The organism is Azospirillum rugosum (assembly GCF_017876155.1).
In the GTDB taxonomy this organism is placed as follows: domain Bacteria; phylum Pseudomonadota; class Alphaproteobacteria; order Azospirillales; family Azospirillaceae; genus Azospirillum; species Azospirillum rugosum.
In genome coordinates this window covers 49,126-69,104 of the sequence record NZ_JAGINP010000028.1, presented here as the reverse complement: position 1 = coordinate 69,104, position 19,979 = coordinate 49,126, and the positions used below count along the sequence as shown (strand labels likewise).

The window sequence follows — 19,979 nt, the reverse complement described above, 5'->3', positions numbered from 1 at the left end:
ATCGGGCGCGGTTTTGATCCACATCATCCGCGCCCCGGCCATGGAGACGAAGCCGCTATTCGGCGGACCGGGGCCCCACGCCGGCGGACAGGGCCATGCGGACCAGCGACGGCAGGCTGTCGGCCCGCATCTTCTCCATCACCCGGGCGCGGTGGATTTCCACCGTGCGGGGGCTGATGGACAGCTCGAAGGCGATGACCTTGTTGGACTTGCCCTCGACCAGCCATTGCAGGACATCGCGCTCCCGCGGGGTCAGGCTGTCCAGCCGGGCCTGGATTTCGGGCGAAACGGCCGGCTCGGGCGGCGGCGGCGTGGTCGCGGCCGGCGCGGCGGGAGGGTCCGCAGCGCCGTTGCCGGCGCGGGCCAGGGCGGAGCGGACGCTGTCGACCAGCGCCTGCTCCTCGAAGGGCTTCTCCACGAAGTCGATGGCGCCGGCCTTCATGGCGCGCACGGCCAGCGGCACGTCGGCGTGGCCGGTCATGACGATGACCGGCAGGGCGCGCCCCTCCTGGACCAGCCGCTCCTGGAGGTCGAGCCCGCTCATCTGCGGCATGCGCACGTCGACCAGCAGGCAGCCGCGCCGCGACGGCGCGTCCGACTGGAGGAAGGCCAGGGGGGAGTCGTAGCTTTCCACCCGGAAGCCCGCGCATTCCAGCAGGATGGCCACGGAGTCCCGGACGGCCTCGTCGTCGTCGACGATGAAGACGGTCGGATCAGGGCTGCTCATGCTCGTCTCCGGCAACCGGCACGGTGAAGGAGAAGACGGCGCCCTCCTGCGAATGTTCCAGCCACAGGCGCCCGCCGTGCGCCTCGATGATGGAGCGGCAGATCGACAGGCCCAGGCCCATGCCCTTGGCCTTGGTGGTGACGAAGGGCTGGAACAGCTGGGCCATGACGGTCTCGTCCAGGCCGGGGCCGGTGTCGGCGACGCTGACGCGCATCAGGCCGGGCGCCTCCGGGTCGGGCTGCGTGGTGACGGTCAGGTCCCGCCGTTCGCGGCCGGCCATGGCCTCGATCGCGTTGCGGACGAGGTTCAGGATGACCTGCTGGATCTGGATTTTGTCGATCAGCACCAGCCCGTCGTCATTGTAGAGGTCGAGACGGACGCGCACGCCGCTCTCCTTGGCGCCGACCAGGGCCAGCGCGCTCGCCTCCTCGACCACCTTGTTGATGCTCTCGGCCGACCGCTCGGTGTGGCCCTTCTCGATGAAGTTGCGCAGGCGGCGGATGATCTGGCCGGCGCGCGCCGCCTGGGCGACCGCCTTGTCCATGGTCTCCTTGGCCTTCTCGGCCCCTTCCGGCCGGTCGAGCAGGCGCTTCACCGCCTTGGCGTAGTTGATGACCGCGGTCAGCGGCTGGTTCAGCTCGTGCGCGAGGGTGGAGGCCATCTGGCCCATGGCGCTGACCCGGCTGACGTGCAGCAGCTCCGCCTGAAGCTCCTGCAGGCGCTTCTCGGTCGCCTGCCGCTCCGTCAGGTCGCGGACGAAGCCGGTGAAGCAGCGCCGGCCGGCCAGAAGGACCTCGCCCACCGCCAGCTCCATCGGGAAGACGGAGCCGTCGCGGCGCTGGCCCGACACCACGCGGCCGATGCCGATGATGCGCCGCTCCCCCGTGCGCTGATAGCGCTCCATGTAGCCGTCGTGCTGCTCCCGGTAGGGCGGCGGCATCAGCATGTTGACGTTGCGCCCCCGCACCTCGTCGGCGGCGTAGCCGAACAGGCGCTCCGCCGCCGGGCTGAAGGATTCGATCAGCCCGCGCTCGTCGATCACGATGATCGCCTCCGGCACGGTCTGGAGGATGGAGGTCAGCCGCGCCTCCCGCTCGCGCAGCGCCGTGTCGGCCTGCTTGCGCTCGGTGATGTCGCGGATGATGCCGATGTAGACGGCGTCGCCGTTGGTGCCGGGGCTCGCCTCGCCGACCGACAGTTCCATGGGGAAGGTGGTGCCGTCCTTGCGGGCGCCGGTCACCTCCCGCCCGATGCCGATGATGCGGCGCTCCCCCGTGCGCTGGTAGCGCTCCAGGTAGCCGTCATGCTCCTCCTGGTAGGGAGAGGGCATCAGCATCTTCACGTTGCGGCCGATCACCTCCGCCGCGGTCCAGCCGAACAGCCGCTCGCAGGCCGGGTTGAAGGTCTGGATGCGCCCCCGCCCGTCGATGATGACGACGCCGTCCGGCACCGTGTCCAGCATGGCCTGGAAGCGCGCCGACAGATCCATGCCCCCGCTCCCGATATCGTCTGCCAAGTCCCGTCCCCACACGCTTTCGCTCTTTTGTCCTAGAGTAGTTGACCCGGAATCTCGGTCAATGGTGTTCGTGACGGGCCGGATTGGACGATGGTCTCAAGCGGTATTTCCTCTTTTTTCTTAGGGCTATTCCGTTTCTACACCAATTGATCCCCATCATTCCCCGAGCATGCGGGCGGGCCTATCCTCGCACCCGTTCAGCACCCCCGCGACCGCACCACCTCCCCATGACCGTCGACCCGCTCAACCTCGTCTTCCTGCTGCTCCAGCAGATGAGCGTCTACCTGCTGATCGCCTATCTGCTCAGCCGGACGCCGCTGTTCCTGCCCGTCATGCACGTCACCGTGCGGTGGCCGCACAAGCTCGCCTGCGCCCTGGTCTTCTCGATGTTCTGCATCATGGGAACTTATTTTGGGTTGCAGATCGACGATTCAATCGCCAACACGCGCGCCATCGGCGCGGTGCTGGGGGGAATCCTGGGCGGGCCGTCGGTCGGGCTGGCGGTTGGCTTCACCGGCGGGCTGCACCGCTACTCGCTGGGCGGCATGTCGGCCGTGGCCTGCGCCATCTCCACGGTGGCGGAAGGGTTGATCGGCGGCCTCGTGCACCGCCACATGGTCCGGCGCGGCCGCATCGACCAGCTGTTCGACCCGCTGCGGGTGGGGGGCGTGACCCTGTTCGCCGAGATCGTCCAGATGCTGATCATCCTGCTGGTCGCCAAGCCCTTCAGCGCGGCGGTGCATCTGGTGGAGATCGTGGCCCTGCCGATGATCGTCGCCAACACGCTGGGGGCGGGTCTGTTCATGCGCATCCTGATGGACCGACGCGCCCTGATCGACAAGCAGTCCAGCGCCTTCTCCGCCAAGGCGCTGAAGATCGCCGCGCGCGCCGACGGCGTGCTGCGCCAGGGCTTCAACCAGGAGAACAGCACCCGCGTCGCCCGCATCATCTATGAGGAGACGGGCGTCGGCGCGGTCGCCATCACCGACCGGGAGAAGCTGCTGGCCTTCATCGGGGTGGGGGACGACCACCATCTGCCCGGCACGCCCATCACCTCCCCCATGACCCGGCAGGCCATCGCCAGCAACCAGGTGCTCTATGCGGATGGCAACGAGGTGGTCTACCAGTGCTCCATCCACCCGCAGTGCCGGCTGAACGCCTCGCTGGTCATCCCGCTGGTGGGGGAGGACGAGCGGGTGATCGGGACCATCAAGCTCTACGAGCCCAAGACCAGGCTGTTCTCTACCATCAACCGCACGCTGGGGGAGGGCATCGCCCGCCTGCTGTCCAGCCAGATCCTGGCCGGCCGCTACGAGCAGCAGAAGGCCCTGCTCGCCCAGTCGGAGATCAAGCTGCTGCACGCCCAGGTCAATCCGCATTTCCTGTTCAACGCGCTGAACACCATCTCCGCCGTCATCCGCAACGACCCGGAGCGGGCGCGCCAGCTGGTGCAGAGCCTGTCGGTCTTCTTCCGCAAGAACCTGAAGCGCCCCAGCCAGGAGGCGTCGCTGAACGACGAGATCGAGCACGTGAACGCCTACCTCCAGATCGAGCTGGCGCGCTTCAGCGACAGCCTGTCGGTGGACATCGACGTGCCGGAGGATCTGCGCCGCGCGCGCCTGCCGGCCTTCTCGCTCCAGCCGCTGGTGGAGAACGCCATCAAGCACGGCACCTCCCAGCTTCTCGGCGGCGGGCATGTGCGGATCGCGGCTTGGCGGGACGGGGCGGACCTGCTGCTGTCGGTGGAGGACAACGCCGGCCTCTACGAGGCGAAGCCGGGCGGTGACGGGTTGGGCATGACCATCGTGGACCGCCGGGTCCGCAACCGCCACGGCGAGGCCTACGGCGTGACCGTGGCCTGCGAGGCGGACGTCTTCACCCGCATCACGCTGCGCCTGCCCCTTGAAATTCCCGTTGCGGCGGAGATCGCCTGATGATGACGGTCCTGATCGTGGACGACGAGCCGCTGGCCCGCGAGGAGCTGCGCCGCCTGCTGGACGGCGCGCCGGACGTGGAGGTGGTCGGGGAGTGCGCCAACGCCATCGAGGCGATCGGCGCCATCAACCGCTGCGCGCCGCAGGTGGTGTTCCTGGACATCCAGATGCCGCGGGTCAGCGGGCTGGAGATGCTGGCCATGCTCGACCCGGAACGCATGCCGCGCATCGTCTTCCTGACCGCCCATGACGAATACGCGGTCCAGGCCTTCGAGGAGCACGCCTTCGATTATCTGCTGAAGCCCGCCGACCCGGCGCGGCTCGACAAGACGCTGGCCCGCCTGCGCCGGGACCGCGCGCCGCAGGATGTCGGCGTGCTGAAGCCGGCCGCCGAGCCGCTGCGGCAGATCCCCTGCTCCGGCCACAACCGCATCCTGCTGCTGAAGCTGGAGGAGGTGGAGTGCGTGGTGTCCAAGGCGACCGGCGTCTTCGTGGTCGCCGCCGACGGGGCGGAGCGCTTCACCGAGCTGACCCTGAACACGGTGCAGGAGAAGACGCCGCTGGTCCGCTGCCACCGGCAGTATCTGGTCAATCCCGACCGCATCCAGGAAATCCGCCTGATCGACAACGGGTTGGCCGAAATCCTGACGCACGGCGGGCAGGCAATCCCGGTCAGCCGCCGCTTCCTCGGCCCGCTGAAGGAGCGGCTCGGGATCGGGTGAGGCTGCTGCGAGATAGGGCCGCAGAACGGGTTTGAACCGATGGCGATCCGCCCCTAGGCTGGCCGTGGACCAACAACATGGCCTTGGGAGGGTTGCGGAATGTCGGGTGATAAGGTGGCCGTCGTGACGGCGGGCGGCAGCGGCATGGGTGCCGCCTCGGCGCGCAAGCTTGCCGCCGACGGGTTCAAGGTCGCGATCCTGTCGTCATCGGGCAAGGGCGAGGCGCTGGCCAAGGAGTTGGGCGGCATTGGCGTGACCGGGTCGAACCAGTCCAACGACGACCTGAAGCGGCTGGTCGACGAGACGATGGCCCGCTGGGGCCGCATCGACGTGCTGGTCAACAGCGCCGGGCACGGCCCGCGCGCGCCGATCCTGGAGATCACCGACGAGGACTGGCACCGGGGCATCGAGGTCTATTTCCTCAACGTCGTGCGGGCGACCCGCCTCGTGGCGCCGATTATGGTGGCGCAGAAGGCGGGGTCGATCGTCAACATCTCCACCGCCTGGGCCTTCGAGCCGGCCGCCATGTTCCCGACCTCGGCCGTGGCGCGGGCCGGACTGGCTGCCTACACCAAGATCTTCGCCGACCAGTACGCGGCCGACAACGTCCGCATGAACAACGTCCTGCCGGGCTGGATCGACAGCCTGCCGGCGACCGAGGAACGCCGCCAGGGCGTGCCGATGAAGCGCTACGGCACGGCCGAGGAGATCGCCGCGACCGTGGCCTTCCTGGCATCGAAGGGGGCGGGCTACATCACCGGCCAGAACATCCGCGTGGACGGCGGACTGGGCCGTTCGATCTGATGTCGTAACCCTCTCCCGCCCTGGGAGAGAGATCAGAGCGCCGGCCAGCGGTGGCGGAAGCCCAGCTCCCGCTCCAGATAGCGGGCGCAGCGCAGCAGCGTGTCCTCCCCATAGGGCTTGGCGATCAGTTGGAGGCCGATGGGGAGGCCGTCGGCCGTCCAGCCGCAGGGGATGGACAGGCAGGGGAAGCCGATCAGCGACACCGTGTAGGTGATCGCCAGATAGTCGATGATCGTGCGCAGCCGGAAGCCGTTGATCCCCGTCACGTCGCCCTGCGCGTTGGGGAAGGGCAGGACGCTGGCGCTCAGCGTCATCAGGATGTCGTGCGTCTGGAAGAAGGCGGCGAAGCGCCGGTAGAGCGCGCTGCGCTGCGCCTCCGCCCGCAGATAGTCGGCGGCGGTCAGGTTGCGCCCACGGGCGATGTTCCAGGCCACGGTCGGGCTCAGCCGGTCGCCGTCCTGTTCCAGAGTCGCGCCGTAGGTGTGGTGGATGTGTGCGGCGCGCAGCGTTTCGAACGCCTCGCTGGCGTCGCGGCAATCGGGGTTGGCCTCGGTGAAGGCGCCGAACCGCCCCTCCAGCCCGCGCATCACCCCCTCGAACACATCCGCCAGCCCGAGGTCGATCAGCGCCGAGCCCAAATCCGTCGACCAAGCGACCCGCAGCGTCTTGGGATCCAGCGCGTCGAGGTCCGGCATCGCCCAGGCCGGCACCGGGACGGAGGTCGGGTCCTGCGCCGCCGGCCCGCTCGCCACCGCCAGCGCCAGGGCGGCGTCCTCCACCGTGCGCGCCAGGAAGCCCTGCGTCGCCAGCCCGTCCCAGGCGAGCGCCCGACCGGGGCTGGGGATGCGACCGGGCGTCGGCCGCAGCCCCACCACCCCGCAGAAGCTGGCCGGCGTGCGCACCGACCCGCCGAAGTCCGTCCCCTGCGCCAGCGGCACCAGCCCCGCCGCCACTGCCGCCGCGGAGCCGCCGCTCGACCCGCCGCTGGTCATGCCCACGTTGTGCGGGTTGGCGGTCGGTCCGCACAGCTCGTTGCTGGTGATGGCGCCGAAGCCGAATTCCGGCGTGTTGGTCTTGCCCAGCACGATGGCGCCGGCCGCCTTCAGCCGCGCGACGCTGAGGTCGTCGGCGTCCGGCACGAAGTCGGCGTAGAGCGTGGAGCCGTAGGTGGTGCGCAGCCCCGCCGTGGGCGTCAGGTCCTTGATCCCCACCGGCACGCCATGCAGCAGGCCCAGCGGCCCGCCCGCCTCCACCCGCCGGTCGGCCTCCTCCGCGGCGGCCAGCGCCGCCTCCGGCGCCAGGGTGATGAAGGACTTCAGCGTGCTATCCAGCCGCGCGATGCGCTCCAGGCTCGCCGCGACGAGGTCGCGCGCGCGGAAGCGCCGGCGGCGCACGCCCTCCGCCATCTCGGCGGCGCTCAGGCGGGTCAGGGCGTCGTTGCTGTCGGTCATGAAAAGGCGAATCCTCGAGAAAGCGATGCTGGACCGACAGCAAGCCAGGGGCCAGATGAACGCCGGAGCTGCCCACTCACCGTGCGGACTGGTCAAGGCCAAGGCAGCGATGAATTTTTGGGCAGTGCCGGCAGGCAGTCTGCCCAGCATCGCGCCCCTCCCCAACAGGGCACCCCAAGGGAATACCGGAGTAGGCAGCCTATTGCCGGTCCCACCATGCCAGGAGGCACCGCGCTGGCACGGTGCTTGCTCCCTTTGACGTCGGCGCACCGCAAACGGCGATGCGCCGCCGGGGGTTCCCGGCCGGCGCCCCCCACCAGGACATGGCACATGGCCGCACTTCAGTTCGCCCGCTCCCAGCACCGCAAGGCCCCGCCGCCCAGCACCGAGACTTCCGCGACGCCGGGCGGCGTGGCGGTCACGCTGGACGGCATCACCCACCGCTTCGGCACCTCCACCGCCGTCAACGACGTCACGCTGGAGATCAAGGCCGGCGAGATGGTGGCCTTGCTGGGGCCGTCCGGCTGCGGCAAGACCACGCTGCTGCGCATCCTCGCCGGCTTCCAGACGCAGACTCTGGGCCGCGTGGTGATCGGCGACCGCGTGGTGGACAGCCTGCCCCCGGCCGGCCGCGGCATCGGCATCGTGTTCCAGAACTACGCGCTGTTTCCGCACATGACCGTGGCGCAGAACGTCGCCTACGGGCTGGAGGCGCGCGGCACGCCCCGCGACGCGGTGCGGGCTAGGGTGGAGGCGATGCTGGATCTCGTAAAGCTCGACGCCATGCGCGACCGTTTCCCCAAGCAGCTGTCGGGCGGCCAGCAGCAGCGCGTGGCGCTGGCCCGCGCGCTGGCGATCCAGCCGAGCATCCTGCTGCTGGACGAGCCCTTCGCCGCACTCGACAAGAATCTGCGGCTCGACATGCAGATCGAGATCAAACAGCTCCAGCGCCGCTTCGGCATCACCACCATCATGGTCACCCACGACCAGGAGGAGGCGCTGAGCATGGCCGACCGCATCGCCGTGCTGAGCCGCGGCCGGCTGGAGCAGTTCGGCACGCCGGAGGAGGTCTACGACCGCCCGGCCAGCCTGTTCGTCAACAGCTTCGTCGGCAGCGCCAACCAGCTGAAGGGGCGCATCATGCGCAACGCCGCAGGAACCGCCGAGGTGGCGCTCGACGCCGGCGCGGTGCTGAGCGCCGGCACCTTCGACACCGCTCTGTCGGCGGGCGACCCCGCCGTGCTGTGCGTGCGGCCGGAGAACCTGCGGCTCGCCGCGGAGCCGGCGCCGCAGCAGATCCCCGGCACGGTGGAACTGGCCCTGCCGCTCGGCCCTGTCGTGGTCTACGAGGTGCGCACCGCCGACGGCGGGCAGGTCAAGGTGACCGAGCCGCGCGTGGCCGGCGCCCCCTTGCGCGCGGCCGGCACACCGGTGCGCCTGCACCCCGTCTCCCCCCAGGCCTGCCGCGTCTTCGCCCAGCCCGCCTGAATCCCGACCTCCCCTCCTCCTTCCGCTTCCGGAGTGTTTCGCCCATGACCCTCAACCGCCGTCACATCCTGGCCGCGAGCCTCACGCTGGGCGCCATGAACCTGTTTCCGGGCCTCAGCTGGGCGCAGGCGCGCAAGCTGGTGTTCGCCACCTTCACCGGCAGCTGGGAGGAAGCGCACCGCGAGGTGATCGTCCCGCATTTCCGCAAGGCCAACGGCAACGCCGACATCGCGCTCGACCCGATGCTGTCGGTGGACATGATCGCCAAGGTCGCCGCGGCGAAGAACAACCCGCCGATCGACGTCATGCTGATGGATCCGGGGCCGCGCCTGACCCTGATCGACCAGGGGCTGACCGCGCCCTTCCCGACCGACGGCAGCAAGAACTACAAGGACCTGCTGCCGGTGGCGCAGCTGCCGGAGGGGCCGGGCATCTTCTTCCAGGCCGTCGGCATCACCTACAACCCGGAGAAGGTGAAGACCCCGCCGACCAGCTGGGACGACCTGTGGAAGCCGGAGTACAAGGGCCGCGTCGGCATCACCAACATGAACTCCACGCTCGGCACCGCCTTCATGGTGGAACTGGCGAAGACCCGCGGCGGCGGCGAGGACAACATCGACCCGGCCTTCGCCGCGCTGAAGGAGCTTCAGCCGAACCTGGGTGCCGTCGCCCCGAACCCCGGCGCGCTCGCCACCCTGTTCCAGCAGGGGCAGATCGACATCTCCCCCGGCAACTTCAACGCCATCCAGATCTTGCGCGCCCGCGGCGTGCCGGTGGAATTCGCCAAGCCGAAGACCGGCACCATCGCCTTCCTGACGACGGCGCACATCGCCAAGAACACCCCCAACGGCCCGCTGGCGGCGGCGCTGATCGACTCCGCCATGGCGCCGGAGGTGCAGACCAAGCTGATGCAGGCGCCCTTCTTCGTCATCCCGACCAACAGCAAGGTAAAGATGGAGGGCGACATCGCCCGGATGATCGCCAAGGACCAGGAGGAGCTGAAGGCCTCCTTCGTCTTCCACGACTGGTCGATCATCAACAAGAACCGCGCCGCCTGGATCGAGCGGTTCAATAAGGAAATCAAGGTTTAAGGGGTCGATCCGGGCCCCCACCCTAACCCTCCCCCATCTTCGACGGGGGAGGGAACTCCGCCCCGCATCCCTCAAAGCCCTCCCCCGCCGAAGGTGGGGGAGGGTTGGGTGGGGGCCCAGCGCCCGCACTTTCCCCAGACACCTACACCCCCACGGACTCCCGCCCATGGTCGCCAGCACCGCCGACACAGTTGCCCCGGCCAAGCCCCTCGCGGGGCTGGAATGGACCCTGGCGCTGCCGTTGACCGCCTTCTTCGCGGTGTTCTTCGTCACGCCGCTGCTGCTTCTGGTCGTCGTCAGCCTGTTCGCCGACAGCGAGATGACGCGCTTCGGACTGGACCAGTACGCCAAGTTCTTCGGCGACGCCTTCAATTGGAAGGTGCTGGGCAGCACCCTGTTCCTGGGCGTCAAGGTCACGGTGCTGACCCTGCTGTTCGGCTATCCGCTGGCCTGGCTCTACACGCGCAGCGGGCCGCGGATGCAGTCGGCGCTGATCCTGGTGGTCATCCTGCCGCTGCTGACCTCGGTCGTGGTGCGCACCTTTGCCTGGGTGGTCATCCTGGGGCGCGACGGCATCGTCAACAACCTGCTGCTAACGCTGGGACTGGCCGAGACGCCGCTGCGCCTGCTCTATACGGAGAACGGGCTGGTTGCGGCGCTGGTGCAGGTGCAGATGCCGCTGATGGTGCTGCCGCTGATCACCACCCTGACGCGGCTGGACCCCAACCTGCTCGACGCCTCCTCGGCGCTGGGGGCGGGGCCGTGGCGGACCTTCTTCAAGGTGACGCTGCCGCTCAGCCTGCCGGGGATCGTCGCCGGCTGCCTGCTGACCTACGCGGCGTCGGTCACCGCCTTCATCACGCAGTCGCTGGTCGGCGGCGGCCAGCTGCTGTTCATGCCGCAATACATCTACCAGCAGACGATCACGCTGCACAATTGGCCCTTCGCCGCGGCGATCTCCATGGTCTTCATGGTGTCGGTGCTGGGGGTGGTGATGCTGCTGAACCTGCTCGGCCGCGCCAGCAAGGGGTACATCCATGCCTGATCCGCGCCGCCCGACCTGGGGCACCTTCTCCTTCGGGCTCGTCATGGGCACGCTGTCCACCGCGGCGCTTTTGCTGCTGGCGGCACCCACGCTGGTCGTGCTGGTGACCTCCTTCACCGACGGCTATTCGCTGAAGTTCCCGCCGCCGTCCTACAGCCTGCGCTGGTACGTGTCGCTGCTGGATGCGTGGCAGCTCCAGGACGCGGCGCTGACCAGCCTCCAGCTCGGCGTCGTGGTGACCGGGGTGTCGGTTGTGCTGGGCACTGCCGCGGCGCTCGCCATCGGGCGCAGCCGCAAGGGCTGGGCGCGCGGGCTGGACGCGCTGTTCATGTCGCCGCTGGTGCTGCCGGCGCTCGCCTTCGGCCTGGCGTCGCTGATGTTCTTCAGCACGGCGGGGATCGAGCTGTCCTTCCTGACGCTGGCGGTCGGGCACATCGTGGTCAGCGTGCCCTACGTGCTGCGCACCACGCTGGCGAGCCTTGCGCAGCTCGACCCCGCGCTGCTGGAAAGCTCCGAAAGCCTGGGGGCCGGGCGCCTCTACACCTTCCGCCGGGTGACGCTGCCGACGATCCGCAACGGCATCGGGGCGGGGGCCTTCATCGCCTTCATGTCCAGCTTCGACAACATCCCCGTGTCGCTGTTCATGGCCGACGCCCGCAACGAGGTGCTGCCCATCCGCATGTGGCAGATCCTGGAGAACAGCCTGGACGTCCGCGCCGCCGCGGTGTCGGGCGTGCTGATCGTCGTCACCGTCTTCGCCATGGTGGTGATGGAGCGGGTCGCCGGCCTGTCGCGCCAGCTTCGTTGAGGATCACGCCCCGCGGAACAGCGAGAAACCCCAGGGGGTGAACTTCAGCGGCAGGTGATAATGCTGGTCCACGTCGGTGACGGTGAAGCGGAAGGGCACCTCCTCCAGGAAGGCCGGGGACCCGACCGCCACGCCGGCCGCGCGCTGGTAATCGCCGATGTGGAACACCGCCTCGAAGGCGCCGGCGGTCACGCCCTGCCCCGCTGTCACCGGATGGTCGAGCGCGCCGTTGGCGCCCAGCACACCCTCGGCGAGCAGCGCCCGCCCGCCGTCGCGAAGGGCGAACAGCTCCACCCGCATCCCCTGCGCCGGCACGCCGCGCGCCACGTCCACCGCATGCACCGAAATTCCGCCGGCCATCGCACCGTCCCCTGTTGTCGTGTGCCGTCATGAACACCCGGCTTCCAGAAGAGGTCAAGTCCACATCATGCAGCTGAGCGCACGCCGGATCGCCGAGCATGTCGCCGCCGGCGAGTTGAGCGCCGTCGCCCTCTTCGACGCGCTGATGGAGCGCATTGCCGCGGAGAACCCACGCCTGAACGCCTTCGTCCACCTCGAGCCGGAGGCCGGGCGCGCCGAGGCGGCGGCGGCCGACGCCCGCGCCGCACGGGGGGAGGCGCTGCCCCTGCTGGGCGTCCCCTTCACGGTGAAGGACAACATCTGGGTCGGCGGCCGACCGGCCACCCAGGGCTCCCGCCTGTTCGCCGACTTCGTGGCGCCGCAGGACGCCGTGGCGGTCGCCCGGCTGCGCGCCGCGGGGGCTGTCTTCGCCGGCATCACCAACTGTTCGGAATTCGCTTGCAAGGGCGTCACCACCAACCTGCTGCACGGCCCCACCCGCAACCCCTGGAACCCGGAGCTGACACCCGGCGGCTCGTCCGGCGGGGCGGCCAGCGCGGTTGCGGCCGGCCTGTCGCCGCTGGCGCTGACCACCGACGGGGGCGGCTCCACGCGCCGGCCGGCCGCGCATGTCGGGGTGGTGGGCATGAAGCCGTCGGCCGGCGTGGTGCCGCACCCCATCGGCTTCGCGGAGCCGGTGTTCGGCAACTCGGTCGTCGGGCAGATGGCCCGCTCCGTCGGCGACGTGGCGCTGATGCTGGACGCGCTGGCCGGACCCGATCCGCGCGATCCGCAGTCGGTCACCGTGCGAGGCCGCTTCCTCGACCTGGCCTCCAAACCCGACCCCACGGGCCTGCGTGTCGCCTACAGCCCGCGCCTCGGCCTCGGCTTCGCGGTGGAGCCGGACGTCGCCCGTTGCGTGGAGCGCGCGGTGCGCCTCCTGGAAGATGCCGGCGTTCCTGTGGAGGAGGCCGACCCCGTCTGGCCGGAGGGGGCCGGCGAGTCCGGCCTGATGGCCTTGCAGTTCGCCGGTCTGGCGTCGCTCTACGGCGACCGCTTCCGTGCGGAGCCGGAGCTGTTCGACCCGGACATCGCCGTCCAGATCGAGGCCGGCCTCGGCACCACCGGCGCCGAGGTCGCCCGCGCCCTGCATCTGCGGGAGGAGGCCTACCGCGCGCTCGCCGCCTTCTTCACGCGCTTCGACCTGCTGATCACGCCGACCACGCCGGTCACCGCCTGGCCGCTCGACCAGCTCGGCCCGGCGACCATCGAGGGGCGCCCGGCCAGCCCGCGCGGCCACGCGGTGTTCACGCCGCTGTTCAACCACTGCTACGCGCCGGCCTGCTCCATCCCCTGCGGCCTGGACGACCGCGGGCTGCCGGTCGGCCTGCAGATCGCCGGCCCGCGCCTGTCCGACGCCCGCGTGCTGACCCTGGCCGCCGTCATGGAAGAGATGATCGGCTGGAGCGCAATGCCGCCGATGCGCGCGGGTTGACGAGAATTCGTTCACGTTGCCTGGAAGCGCGTCATTCGCCGCCGATTTCGGCAAGAATCCTGTCACTCACCGTCATTCCCGCGAAGGCGGGAATCCAGGGCTTCTCGGACACTGGTCGGGATGCCCTGGATCCCAGCCTTCGCTGGGATGACGATGGACAATGGATGGATGCGGGTTTCCGAGGCTGCTTACCCCAGCACCGCACCCGGACATGGCCCGCGCTTTGCAGTGCAGCAACGCCTTACCCCCGGGCGAATGCCCAACAAGGACCGTCGGAAATTCGATTGACAGCGCCGCGAGGCCCCCGTTAGCATCGCCCCATAATTAATTGGCCGTATAATAAAACACGGCAACCGCAGAACCTGCGGACGACACCGATCCCCCTTCCCGGGCCGCAACCGCGGCCTTTCGGATGGCGTGGATCGGGCGGGGAGTCGTCGATGGCAACCGTTGAAAAACCACCGTCGAAGCGGAGGGAGAGATGAAGAGACTCGTATTGGGCAGCCTGCTGTTGGCGGGCGTCGCCGCGCCCCTTTCGGCGCAGGCGCAGGACACGATCAAGATCGGCATGGTCGAGCCGCTGACCGGCTCCGTCGCCTACAACGGCAAGTCCGTCGTGGAAGGCGCCAAGCTCGCGGTTGAGGAGATGAACGCCGCCGGCGGCATCCTCGGCAAGAAGATCGAGCTGGTCATCGAGGACGGCCAGTGCACGCCGGCCAACTCGGTGAACGCCGTCGAGAAGCTGGTGCAGAAGGACAAGGTCGCGGCCCTCGTCGGCGCCTTCTGCAGCTCCGCCACCGCGGCGATCATGCCGGTGGCGCAGAAGTACAAGATTCCGCTGGTCACCGGCGTGTCCTCGCAGGCCAGCCTGACGGAGCAGGGCAATCCCTACTTCTTCCGCGCCGCGGAGACCGACGCGCTGATGGCCAAGGCCTTCGCCAAGATCCTGGCGAACGACCTGAAGCTGACCAAGGTCGCCTACATCGGCGTCAACGACGACTGGGGCCGCGGCGGCGTGGAGGAATTCTCCCGCGACCTGTCGGCGCTGGGCGCGAAGAGCGTCCTGACCGAGTATTTCGACCATGGCACCACCGACTTCTTCACGCTGCTGACCAAGCTGCGCGCGGCCAAGCCGGACGGCGTCTTCGTCGCCGCGGAAACGCAGGACGGCTCCATCCTGGTCAAGCAGATCCGCGAGATGGGCCTGGACGCCAAGGTGTTCGGCGTCGGCTCCTGGGCGACGGCCGACTTCATCAACCTGACCGGCTCCGCCGCAGAGGGCATCCACGCCGCCGTGCCCTACGCCTCCAGCATGGATGCGCCGCGCAACCAGACCTTCGTGAAGAGCTACGAGGCGAAGTACCGCATCAAGCCGGGCAAGTACGGCGCCGCCGGCTACAACGCCCTGAACATCACCGCGCAGGCCATCGCGCGGGCCGGCAACACCGACGCCGAGGCCATCCGCGCCGCCCTCTACAAGACGCAGTACGAGGCGCCGAACGGCGTCTACCGCTTCACGGAGAAGGGCCAGGCCTACGGTTTCGACGCGGTTCTGGTCCGCATCGAGGGCGGGCAGCCGAAGGTCATCGCCTCCACCCCCGTGGACGCGCCGCACTGACCGTTTGCGGGAGGTCTCCGCATCGGAGCCTCCCCGCACACCTGACGATCCACGCCAAGCATTCGCGAGACCGCCATGGATCTGGATCTCTTTCTGCAGTTTCTGACCAACGGGGTGGTCATGGGCGTGTTCTACGCCCTGTCCGCCCTGGGTCTGACGCTGATCTTCGGCCTGATGCGCGTGGTCAACTTCGCCCATGGCGAGTTCTACATGCTGGGCGGGGTGACGGGCTGGTTCGTCACCTCCTACCTCGGGCTTGATTTCTTCTCCGGCCTCGCGCTGGTCGCGGTGGCGATGGCGGCGTTCGGCTGGCTCGTGGACCGTTTCCTGATCGAACGCGTGCGCGGCCAGGGCGAGGAGCCGGGCATCCTGCTGACCATCGGGCTGTCGATCTTCCTGGTCAACGCCACCCTGCTGGTGGTCGGCCCCGCCCCCATGAAGGTGGCCGGCGCCGTCGCGGAAGGGCCGCTGTTCTTCGGCCCGATCGCCGTCACCAAGCTGCGGCTGATCGCCGTGGGTGTGGGCATCGCGCTGATCGCCGGCGCCCACCTGATCATCCGCAAGACGCGGCTGGGGGCGGCCATGCGCGCCACCTTCCAGGACCCGATGGCGGCCAGCCTCGCCGGCATCCGCACGGGCAACGTCTACGCCGCGACCTTCGCGCTCGGCTGCACGCTGGCGGCGCTGTCGGGGATGCTGCTGGGCTCCATCTACTCCGCCCAGGCCTCGGTCGGCGGGCTGATCAGCCTGAAGAGCTTCGTCGTGGTGATCCTCGGCGGCATGGGCAGCTTCGCCGGCGCCATCGCGGGCGGCCTGCTGCTGGGCATCGCGGAGGCTTTCTGGGGCGGCTACGTCGCCACCGGCATGGTGGACGTCGTCGGCTTCGTCCTGGTCATCCTGATCCTTCTGTTCCGGCCGCAGGGCCTCTTCTCCATCCGCGCGGAGAGGGCGTGACATGACCCTGGAACGAAACGTCCTTCTGGCCTTCCTGGCCGCCGCGGCCCTGCTGCCGGCGCTGGTGACGGACCAGTATCTTCTGCACCTGGGCGTCATGGCGCTGTTCTACGCCATCCTGGCGACCAGCCTGAACCTGGTGGTCGGCTATGTCGGCGAATTCTCGCTGGGCCACACCGCCTTCCTGGGGGCCGGCGCCTACACCGCCGCCCTGCTGTCCACGCAGCTCGGCCTGCCGATGTGGGCGACGATCCCGCTGGCCGGCCTGATCTCCGCACTCTTCGGCTTCGGCATCGGCGCGATCACGCTGCGCCTTCAGGGCCCCTACTTCGTGATCGTCACGCTGTCCTTCGCGGAGGTGCTACGCATCGTCGCCAACAACTGGATCGCCGTGACCAACGGCCCGATGGGCCTTGCGGGCATCGACCAGTTCGGCATCACCAACAAGGGCACCTTCTTCTACATCGTGCTGGGCCTGACGGCGGTGGCGCTCTACCTCGCTTTCCGCTTCGTCCATTCCAACACGGGCCGGGCGGCGGTCGCGGTGCGGGAGAACCGCTACGTGGCGCAGTCCATCGGCGTCGATCCCTTCGGCACGGCCATGCAGGCCTTCGTGCTGGGCGCCTTCCTGGCCGGCTTGGCCGGCGGCTTCTACGCCCACTACATCTCCTTCGTCGGGCCGGAGGTGTTCCGGTTCCCCTTCATGGTGACGATGATCATCATGGTGCTGCTGGGCGGCAAGGGCACGCTGATCGGCCCCATCGCCGGCGCCGTCATCGTGACCCTGCTGGAGGAATACCTGCGCGAGATGCAGGAACTCCGCCTCACCCTGTTCGGGCTGATCGTCATGGCGGTCGTCCTGTTCCTGCCCAACGGGCTGATGGGCTTCATCGCGCAGCGCCGCGAGCAGCAGGGCGCCAAGCCCGCCCCCCGCGCCGCCACGAAGGAGAGGACCGTATGAGCGCCCCCACCGGCCAGTCCAACGGCAAGTCCCCGCTGCTGCGCGCCGACACGCTCTGCATGAACTTCGGCGGCATCATGGCGGTGAAGGACTTCAGCTTCCACATCGACGCCGGGGAGACGGTCGGCCTGATCGGCCCCAACGGCGCCGGCAAGACCACCTGCTTCAACATGCTGACGGGCTTCTATTCGCCCAGCAACGGCCGCGTCCTGTTCAAGGGCGAGGACATCACCAACCGCAAGCCGCACGCCATCGCGCGCCTCGGCCTCGTGCGCAGCTTCCAGAAGACCAACGTCATGAAGCGGCTGACGGTCTTCGAGAATGTGCTGACCGGCCACTATATGGCCGGCCGCCAGTCGCTTCTGTCCACCTTCTTCCCCGGCGAGAAGGTCCGCCGGGCGGAGCGGGAGGCGCGGGAGAGTGCCGCGGAGATCGTCGAGACGATGGGCCTGTCCCACCGCATGAACGCTCCCGCCAGCCTGCTGTCCTGCGGCGAGCTGCGCCTGCTGGAGGTCGCCGTGGCCCTGGCCGCCAAGCCGAGCCTGCTGATGCTGGACGAGCCGGCCGCCGGCCTGAACAGCCACGAGGCGACGACCTTCGGCGCGGTTCTGAAGACGCTGGTCGGCCGCAGCATCGACGCGCTGCTGATCGTGGAGCACAACATGGAACTGGTCATGTCCGTGTCCGACCGCATCGTCGTCCTGAACTTCGGCCGCAAGCTGGCCGAGGGCAAGCCCACGGACATCCTGGAGAACCGGGAGGTGGCGGAAGCCTATCTCGGAAAGGCGGCGGCATGACGCTCCTGTCCGAATCCCCCGCCGTCATGGCTGCGGACGCCCCCACCGTGCTGACGGTGGACGGCCTGCACGTCTCCTACGGCAGCACGGCGGCGCTGCACGGCGTGTCGCTCGACGTCCGGGCCGGCGAGACGGTTGCCCTGATCGGCGCAAACGGTGCCGGCAAGAGCACGACGCTGCGCGCCATTTCCGGCATCCTGAAGGCGCGGTCCGGCAGCATCACCTGGGACGGCAAGCCCATCGCGAACCTGCCCCCGGACCGCATCGTCGCCGCCGGCATCGCCCATTGCCCGGAGGAGCGGCACGTCTGGCCGCACATGACGGTCGAAGAGAACATCATGCTGGGCGCCTATCTCTGCCGCTCGCGCAGCGAGGTGCAGCGCCGCGCCGGCATGGCCTTCCACCGCTTCCCGCGCCTGCGGGAACGGGCGAAGCAGCTGGCCGGCACGCTCAGCGGCGGCGAACAGCAGATGCTCGCTATCGCCCGCGCGCTGATGTCGGAGCCGCGGCTGCTGATGCTGGACGAGCCGAGCCTCGGCCTCAGCCCGAAGATGGCCGACGAGGTGTTCGACGTGGTCCGCAGCATCAACGCCCACGGCGTCACCGTGCTGCTGGTCGAGCAGAACATCCACAACGCGCTGAGCGTGGCCAGCCGCGCCTATGTGGTGAAGACCGGCCGCATCGCGGCCAGCCGCCCGGCGGCGGAGCTGCGCGACGACCCCGACCTGCTGCGGGCCTATCTGGGCGGCTGAGTGGGCGACGGCGCAGCCCCCGCGAGCCCCATCAATTAAACAATCGGCCGATTAAATTCGGCCGCAGTCCGAGTTCAGGAGGCAAGAGTGCGAAAGACACTGCGTATCGGCATCGTCGGCGGCGGCATCGGCGGCGTGGCGCTTGCGGGCAGCCTGCTCCAGCGCGGCTTCGAGGTGCGCCTGTTCGAGCGCGCGCCGGGCTTCGGCGAGATCGGCGCCGGCATCCAGATGACCCCCAACGCCGTGAAGGTCATCAAGTCGCTGGGCCTGCTCGACCCGATGCTGAAGGCCGGATTCCTGCCCAAGGCGCTGGTCGGCCGCAACTGGAAGACCGCGCGGGAGAGCTTCCGGACGCCGCTGATCGACACCTGCCCGGTGCTGTACGACGCGCCCTTCATCCACATCCACCGCGCCGACCTGCACGCCATCCTGGCGACGCTGGTCCCTGAGTCCGTGGCGACCTTCGGAGTCAGCGGCACCGGCATCCGGCAGGAGAAGGACACCGCCGTCGCCACCTTCAGCGACGGCAGCGAGTTCGAGGCCGACCTGATCGTCGGCGCCGACGGCGTGCGCTCCGTCGTCCGCTCCGCCCTGTTCGGGGAGGAGGCGCCGCGCTTCACCGGCCACATGTGCTACCGCGCCGTGGTGCCGGTCGACGGTGTGGTGGACTTCGTCAGCCCCGACAGCTCCTTCTGGTTCGGCCCGCACAGCCACGTCGTGACCTATTACGTGCGCGGCGGCAAGGCCGTGAACATCGTCGCGGTGGCCGAGACGAAGGAGTGGGTGGAGGAGTCCTGGAACGCCCCCAGCAGCAAGGAGGAGATGCTGAACGCCTTCCGCGGCTGGCACCGCAACGTGGAGACGCTCTTCCAAAGGGTGGATCAGGTCTACAAGTGGGGCCTGTTCGACCGCGACCCGATGCAGACCTGGTCCAAGGGCCGCGTGACGCTGATGGGCGACGCCGCCCACCCCATGCTGCCCTTCCTGTCGCAGGGCGCCGCCATGGCGATCGAGGACGCCTATGTGCTGGCCGAATCCCTGAAGGGCCACGGCCGCGACGTGGCCTCGGCGCTGCGCGACTACGAGGCGGAGCGCCTGCCGCGCACCAGCCGCGTGCAGTTGGAAGCGCGGGAGCGCGGCCGGACCTACCACCTGCCCTCCCCGCTCGCCCAGGCCAAGCGCGACTTCGTCTATTGGGTGCGCGGCCTGTTCAACCCGCAGGCCACCGGCATCCAGGCCAACTGGGTCTACCAGTACGACGCCCGCGCCTTCCGCCCCAACGTCGCCGCCAAGCCCGAACTGGCCGCTTAAGTTCGCCGACCTTAGGCATTGCGAAGGATTTTCACCACAAAGACACAAAGGACACAAAGAAGATCACAAAGAACTCGGCTTTGTTTGGACAATCCGAGCGCTCGAAAAGTCCTTTGTGAAATTCTTTGTGACTTTGTGTCTTTGTTGTGAATCCCAACCCTTGCGA

At 69.0% G+C, this 19,979-nt stretch carries 18 protein-coding genes; 14 read left to right on the top strand and 4 right to left on the bottom strand.

Annotated elements, in window-relative coordinates:
* Window positions 1-55 precede the first annotated feature (55 nt).
* Both fixJ and J2851_RS29815 read right to left on the bottom strand, forming a co-directional pair.
* Window positions 56-727, bottom strand: a complete 672-nt coding sequence (fixJ, locus tag J2851_RS29820) for a response regulator FixJ (protein WP_209771034.1) — start codon at window positions 725-727, stop codon at window positions 56-58.
* On the bottom strand, window positions 714-2,216 hold the full coding sequence (locus J2851_RS29815) for a PAS domain-containing sensor histidine kinase (RefSeq protein ID WP_209771032.1): 1,503 nt from the start codon (window positions 2,214-2,216) through the stop codon (window positions 714-716). The genes fixJ and J2851_RS29815 overlap by 14 nt, the downstream gene beginning before the upstream one ends.
* A gap of 254 nt (window positions 2,217-2,470) precedes the next feature.
* On the opposite strand from J2851_RS29815, the gene J2851_RS29810 reads away from it, so the two are divergent.
* The 3 genes from J2851_RS29810 to J2851_RS29800 all read left to right on the top strand — a co-directional run bounded on the left by J2851_RS29810 (window position 2,471) and on the right by J2851_RS29800 (window position 5,703).
* Window positions 2,471-4,177, top strand: a complete 1,707-nt coding sequence (locus tag J2851_RS29810; RefSeq protein ID WP_209771030.1) for a sensor histidine kinase — start codon at window positions 2,471-2,473, stop codon at window positions 4,175-4,177.
* Window positions 4,177-4,899 (top strand): two-component system response regulator BtsR, encoded by a 723-nt coding sequence (gene btsR, locus J2851_RS29805; protein WP_209771028.1) that lies wholly within the window; start codon window positions 4,177-4,179, stop codon window positions 4,897-4,899. Before J2851_RS29810 ends, btsR begins: the two co-directional genes overlap by 1 nt.
* A 99-nt stretch (window positions 4,900-4,998) precedes the next feature.
* Window positions 4,999-5,703: an SDR family oxidoreductase gene (locus J2851_RS29800; RefSeq protein WP_209771026.1), complete on the top strand. Its 705-nt coding sequence runs from the start codon at window positions 4,999-5,001 to the stop codon at window positions 5,701-5,703.
* Window positions 5,704-5,735: 32 nt separating this feature from the next.
* Here J2851_RS29800 and J2851_RS29795 read toward each other — a convergent pair whose 3' ends face one another.
* Window positions 5,736-7,154 (bottom strand): amidase, encoded by a 1,419-nt coding sequence (locus tag J2851_RS29795; RefSeq protein ID WP_209771024.1) that lies wholly within the window; start codon window positions 7,152-7,154, stop codon window positions 5,736-5,738.
* A gap of 330 nt (window positions 7,155-7,484) precedes the next feature.
* On the opposite strand from J2851_RS29795, the gene J2851_RS29790 reads away from it, so the two are divergent.
* From J2851_RS29790 to J2851_RS29775, 4 genes are all read left to right on the top strand, one after another.
* On the top strand, window positions 7,485-8,642 hold the full coding sequence (locus J2851_RS29790) for an ABC transporter ATP-binding protein (RefSeq protein ID WP_209771022.1): 1,158 nt from the start codon (window positions 7,485-7,487) through the stop codon (window positions 8,640-8,642).
* Window positions 8,643-8,686: 44 nt separating this feature from the next.
* On the top strand, window positions 8,687-9,733 hold the full coding sequence (locus J2851_RS29785) for an ABC transporter substrate-binding protein (protein WP_209771020.1): 1,047 nt from the start codon (window positions 8,687-8,689) through the stop codon (window positions 9,731-9,733).
* Window positions 9,734-9,899: 166 nt separating this feature from the next.
* Window positions 9,900-10,778 carry an ABC transporter permease gene (locus tag J2851_RS29780; protein ID WP_209771018.1) on the top strand — a complete coding sequence of 293 codons (879 nt, stop codon included), beginning with the start codon at window positions 9,900-9,902 and terminating at the stop codon, window positions 10,776-10,778.
* Window positions 10,771-11,586, top strand: a complete 816-nt coding sequence (locus J2851_RS29775) for an ABC transporter permease (RefSeq protein ID WP_209771014.1) — start codon at window positions 10,771-10,773, stop codon at window positions 11,584-11,586. Before J2851_RS29780 ends, J2851_RS29775 begins: the two co-directional genes overlap by 8 nt.
* Window positions 11,587-11,589: 3 nt before the next feature.
* Here J2851_RS29775 and J2851_RS29770 read toward each other — a convergent pair whose 3' ends face one another.
* On the bottom strand, window positions 11,590-11,946 hold the full coding sequence (locus J2851_RS29770) for a hydroxyisourate hydrolase (protein WP_209771012.1): 357 nt from the start codon (window positions 11,944-11,946) through the stop codon (window positions 11,590-11,592).
* A gap of 67 nt (window positions 11,947-12,013) precedes the next feature.
* Between J2851_RS29770 and J2851_RS29765 the strand changes: the two genes are divergently transcribed.
* The 7 genes from J2851_RS29765 to J2851_RS29735 all read left to right on the top strand — a co-directional run bounded on the left by J2851_RS29765 (window position 12,014) and on the right by J2851_RS29735 (window position 19,813).
* A complete protein-coding gene (locus J2851_RS29765) occupies window positions 12,014-13,420 on the top strand; it encodes an amidase (RefSeq protein ID WP_211114482.1) in 1,407 nt (468 codons plus the stop codon).
* A gap of 481 nt (window positions 13,421-13,901) precedes the next feature.
* A complete protein-coding gene (locus J2851_RS29760; protein WP_209771010.1) occupies window positions 13,902-15,038 on the top strand; it encodes an ABC transporter substrate-binding protein in 1,137 nt (378 codons plus the stop codon).
* A 75-nt stretch (window positions 15,039-15,113) separates the two neighbouring features.
* A complete protein-coding gene (locus tag J2851_RS29755) occupies window positions 15,114-15,992 on the top strand; it encodes a branched-chain amino acid ABC transporter permease (protein WP_246501022.1) in 879 nt (292 codons plus the stop codon).
* A 1-nt stretch (window position 15,993) separates the two neighbouring features.
* The gene (locus tag J2851_RS29750; protein WP_209771008.1) at window positions 15,994-16,953 is read left to right on the top strand and encodes a branched-chain amino acid ABC transporter permease; all 960 of its coding nucleotides are present in this window, start codon (window positions 15,994-15,996) and stop codon (window positions 16,951-16,953) included.
* Window positions 16,950-17,750, top strand: coding sequence for an ABC transporter ATP-binding protein (locus tag J2851_RS29745; RefSeq protein WP_209771006.1), 801 nt, complete (start codon window positions 16,950-16,952; stop codon window positions 17,748-17,750). The genes J2851_RS29750 and J2851_RS29745 overlap by 4 nt, the downstream gene beginning before the upstream one ends.
* Complete coding sequence (locus tag J2851_RS29740; protein WP_246501021.1) at window positions 17,747-18,502, top strand: ABC transporter ATP-binding protein; 756 nt, start codon at window positions 17,747-17,749, stop codon at window positions 18,500-18,502. The genes J2851_RS29745 and J2851_RS29740 overlap by 4 nt, the downstream gene beginning before the upstream one ends.
* 87 nt (window positions 18,503-18,589) lie before the next feature.
* Window positions 18,590-19,813 (top strand): FAD-dependent monooxygenase, encoded by a 1,224-nt coding sequence (locus J2851_RS29735; protein ID WP_307419813.1) that lies wholly within the window; start codon window positions 18,590-18,592, stop codon window positions 19,811-19,813.
* Window positions 19,814-19,979 lie beyond the last annotated feature (166 nt).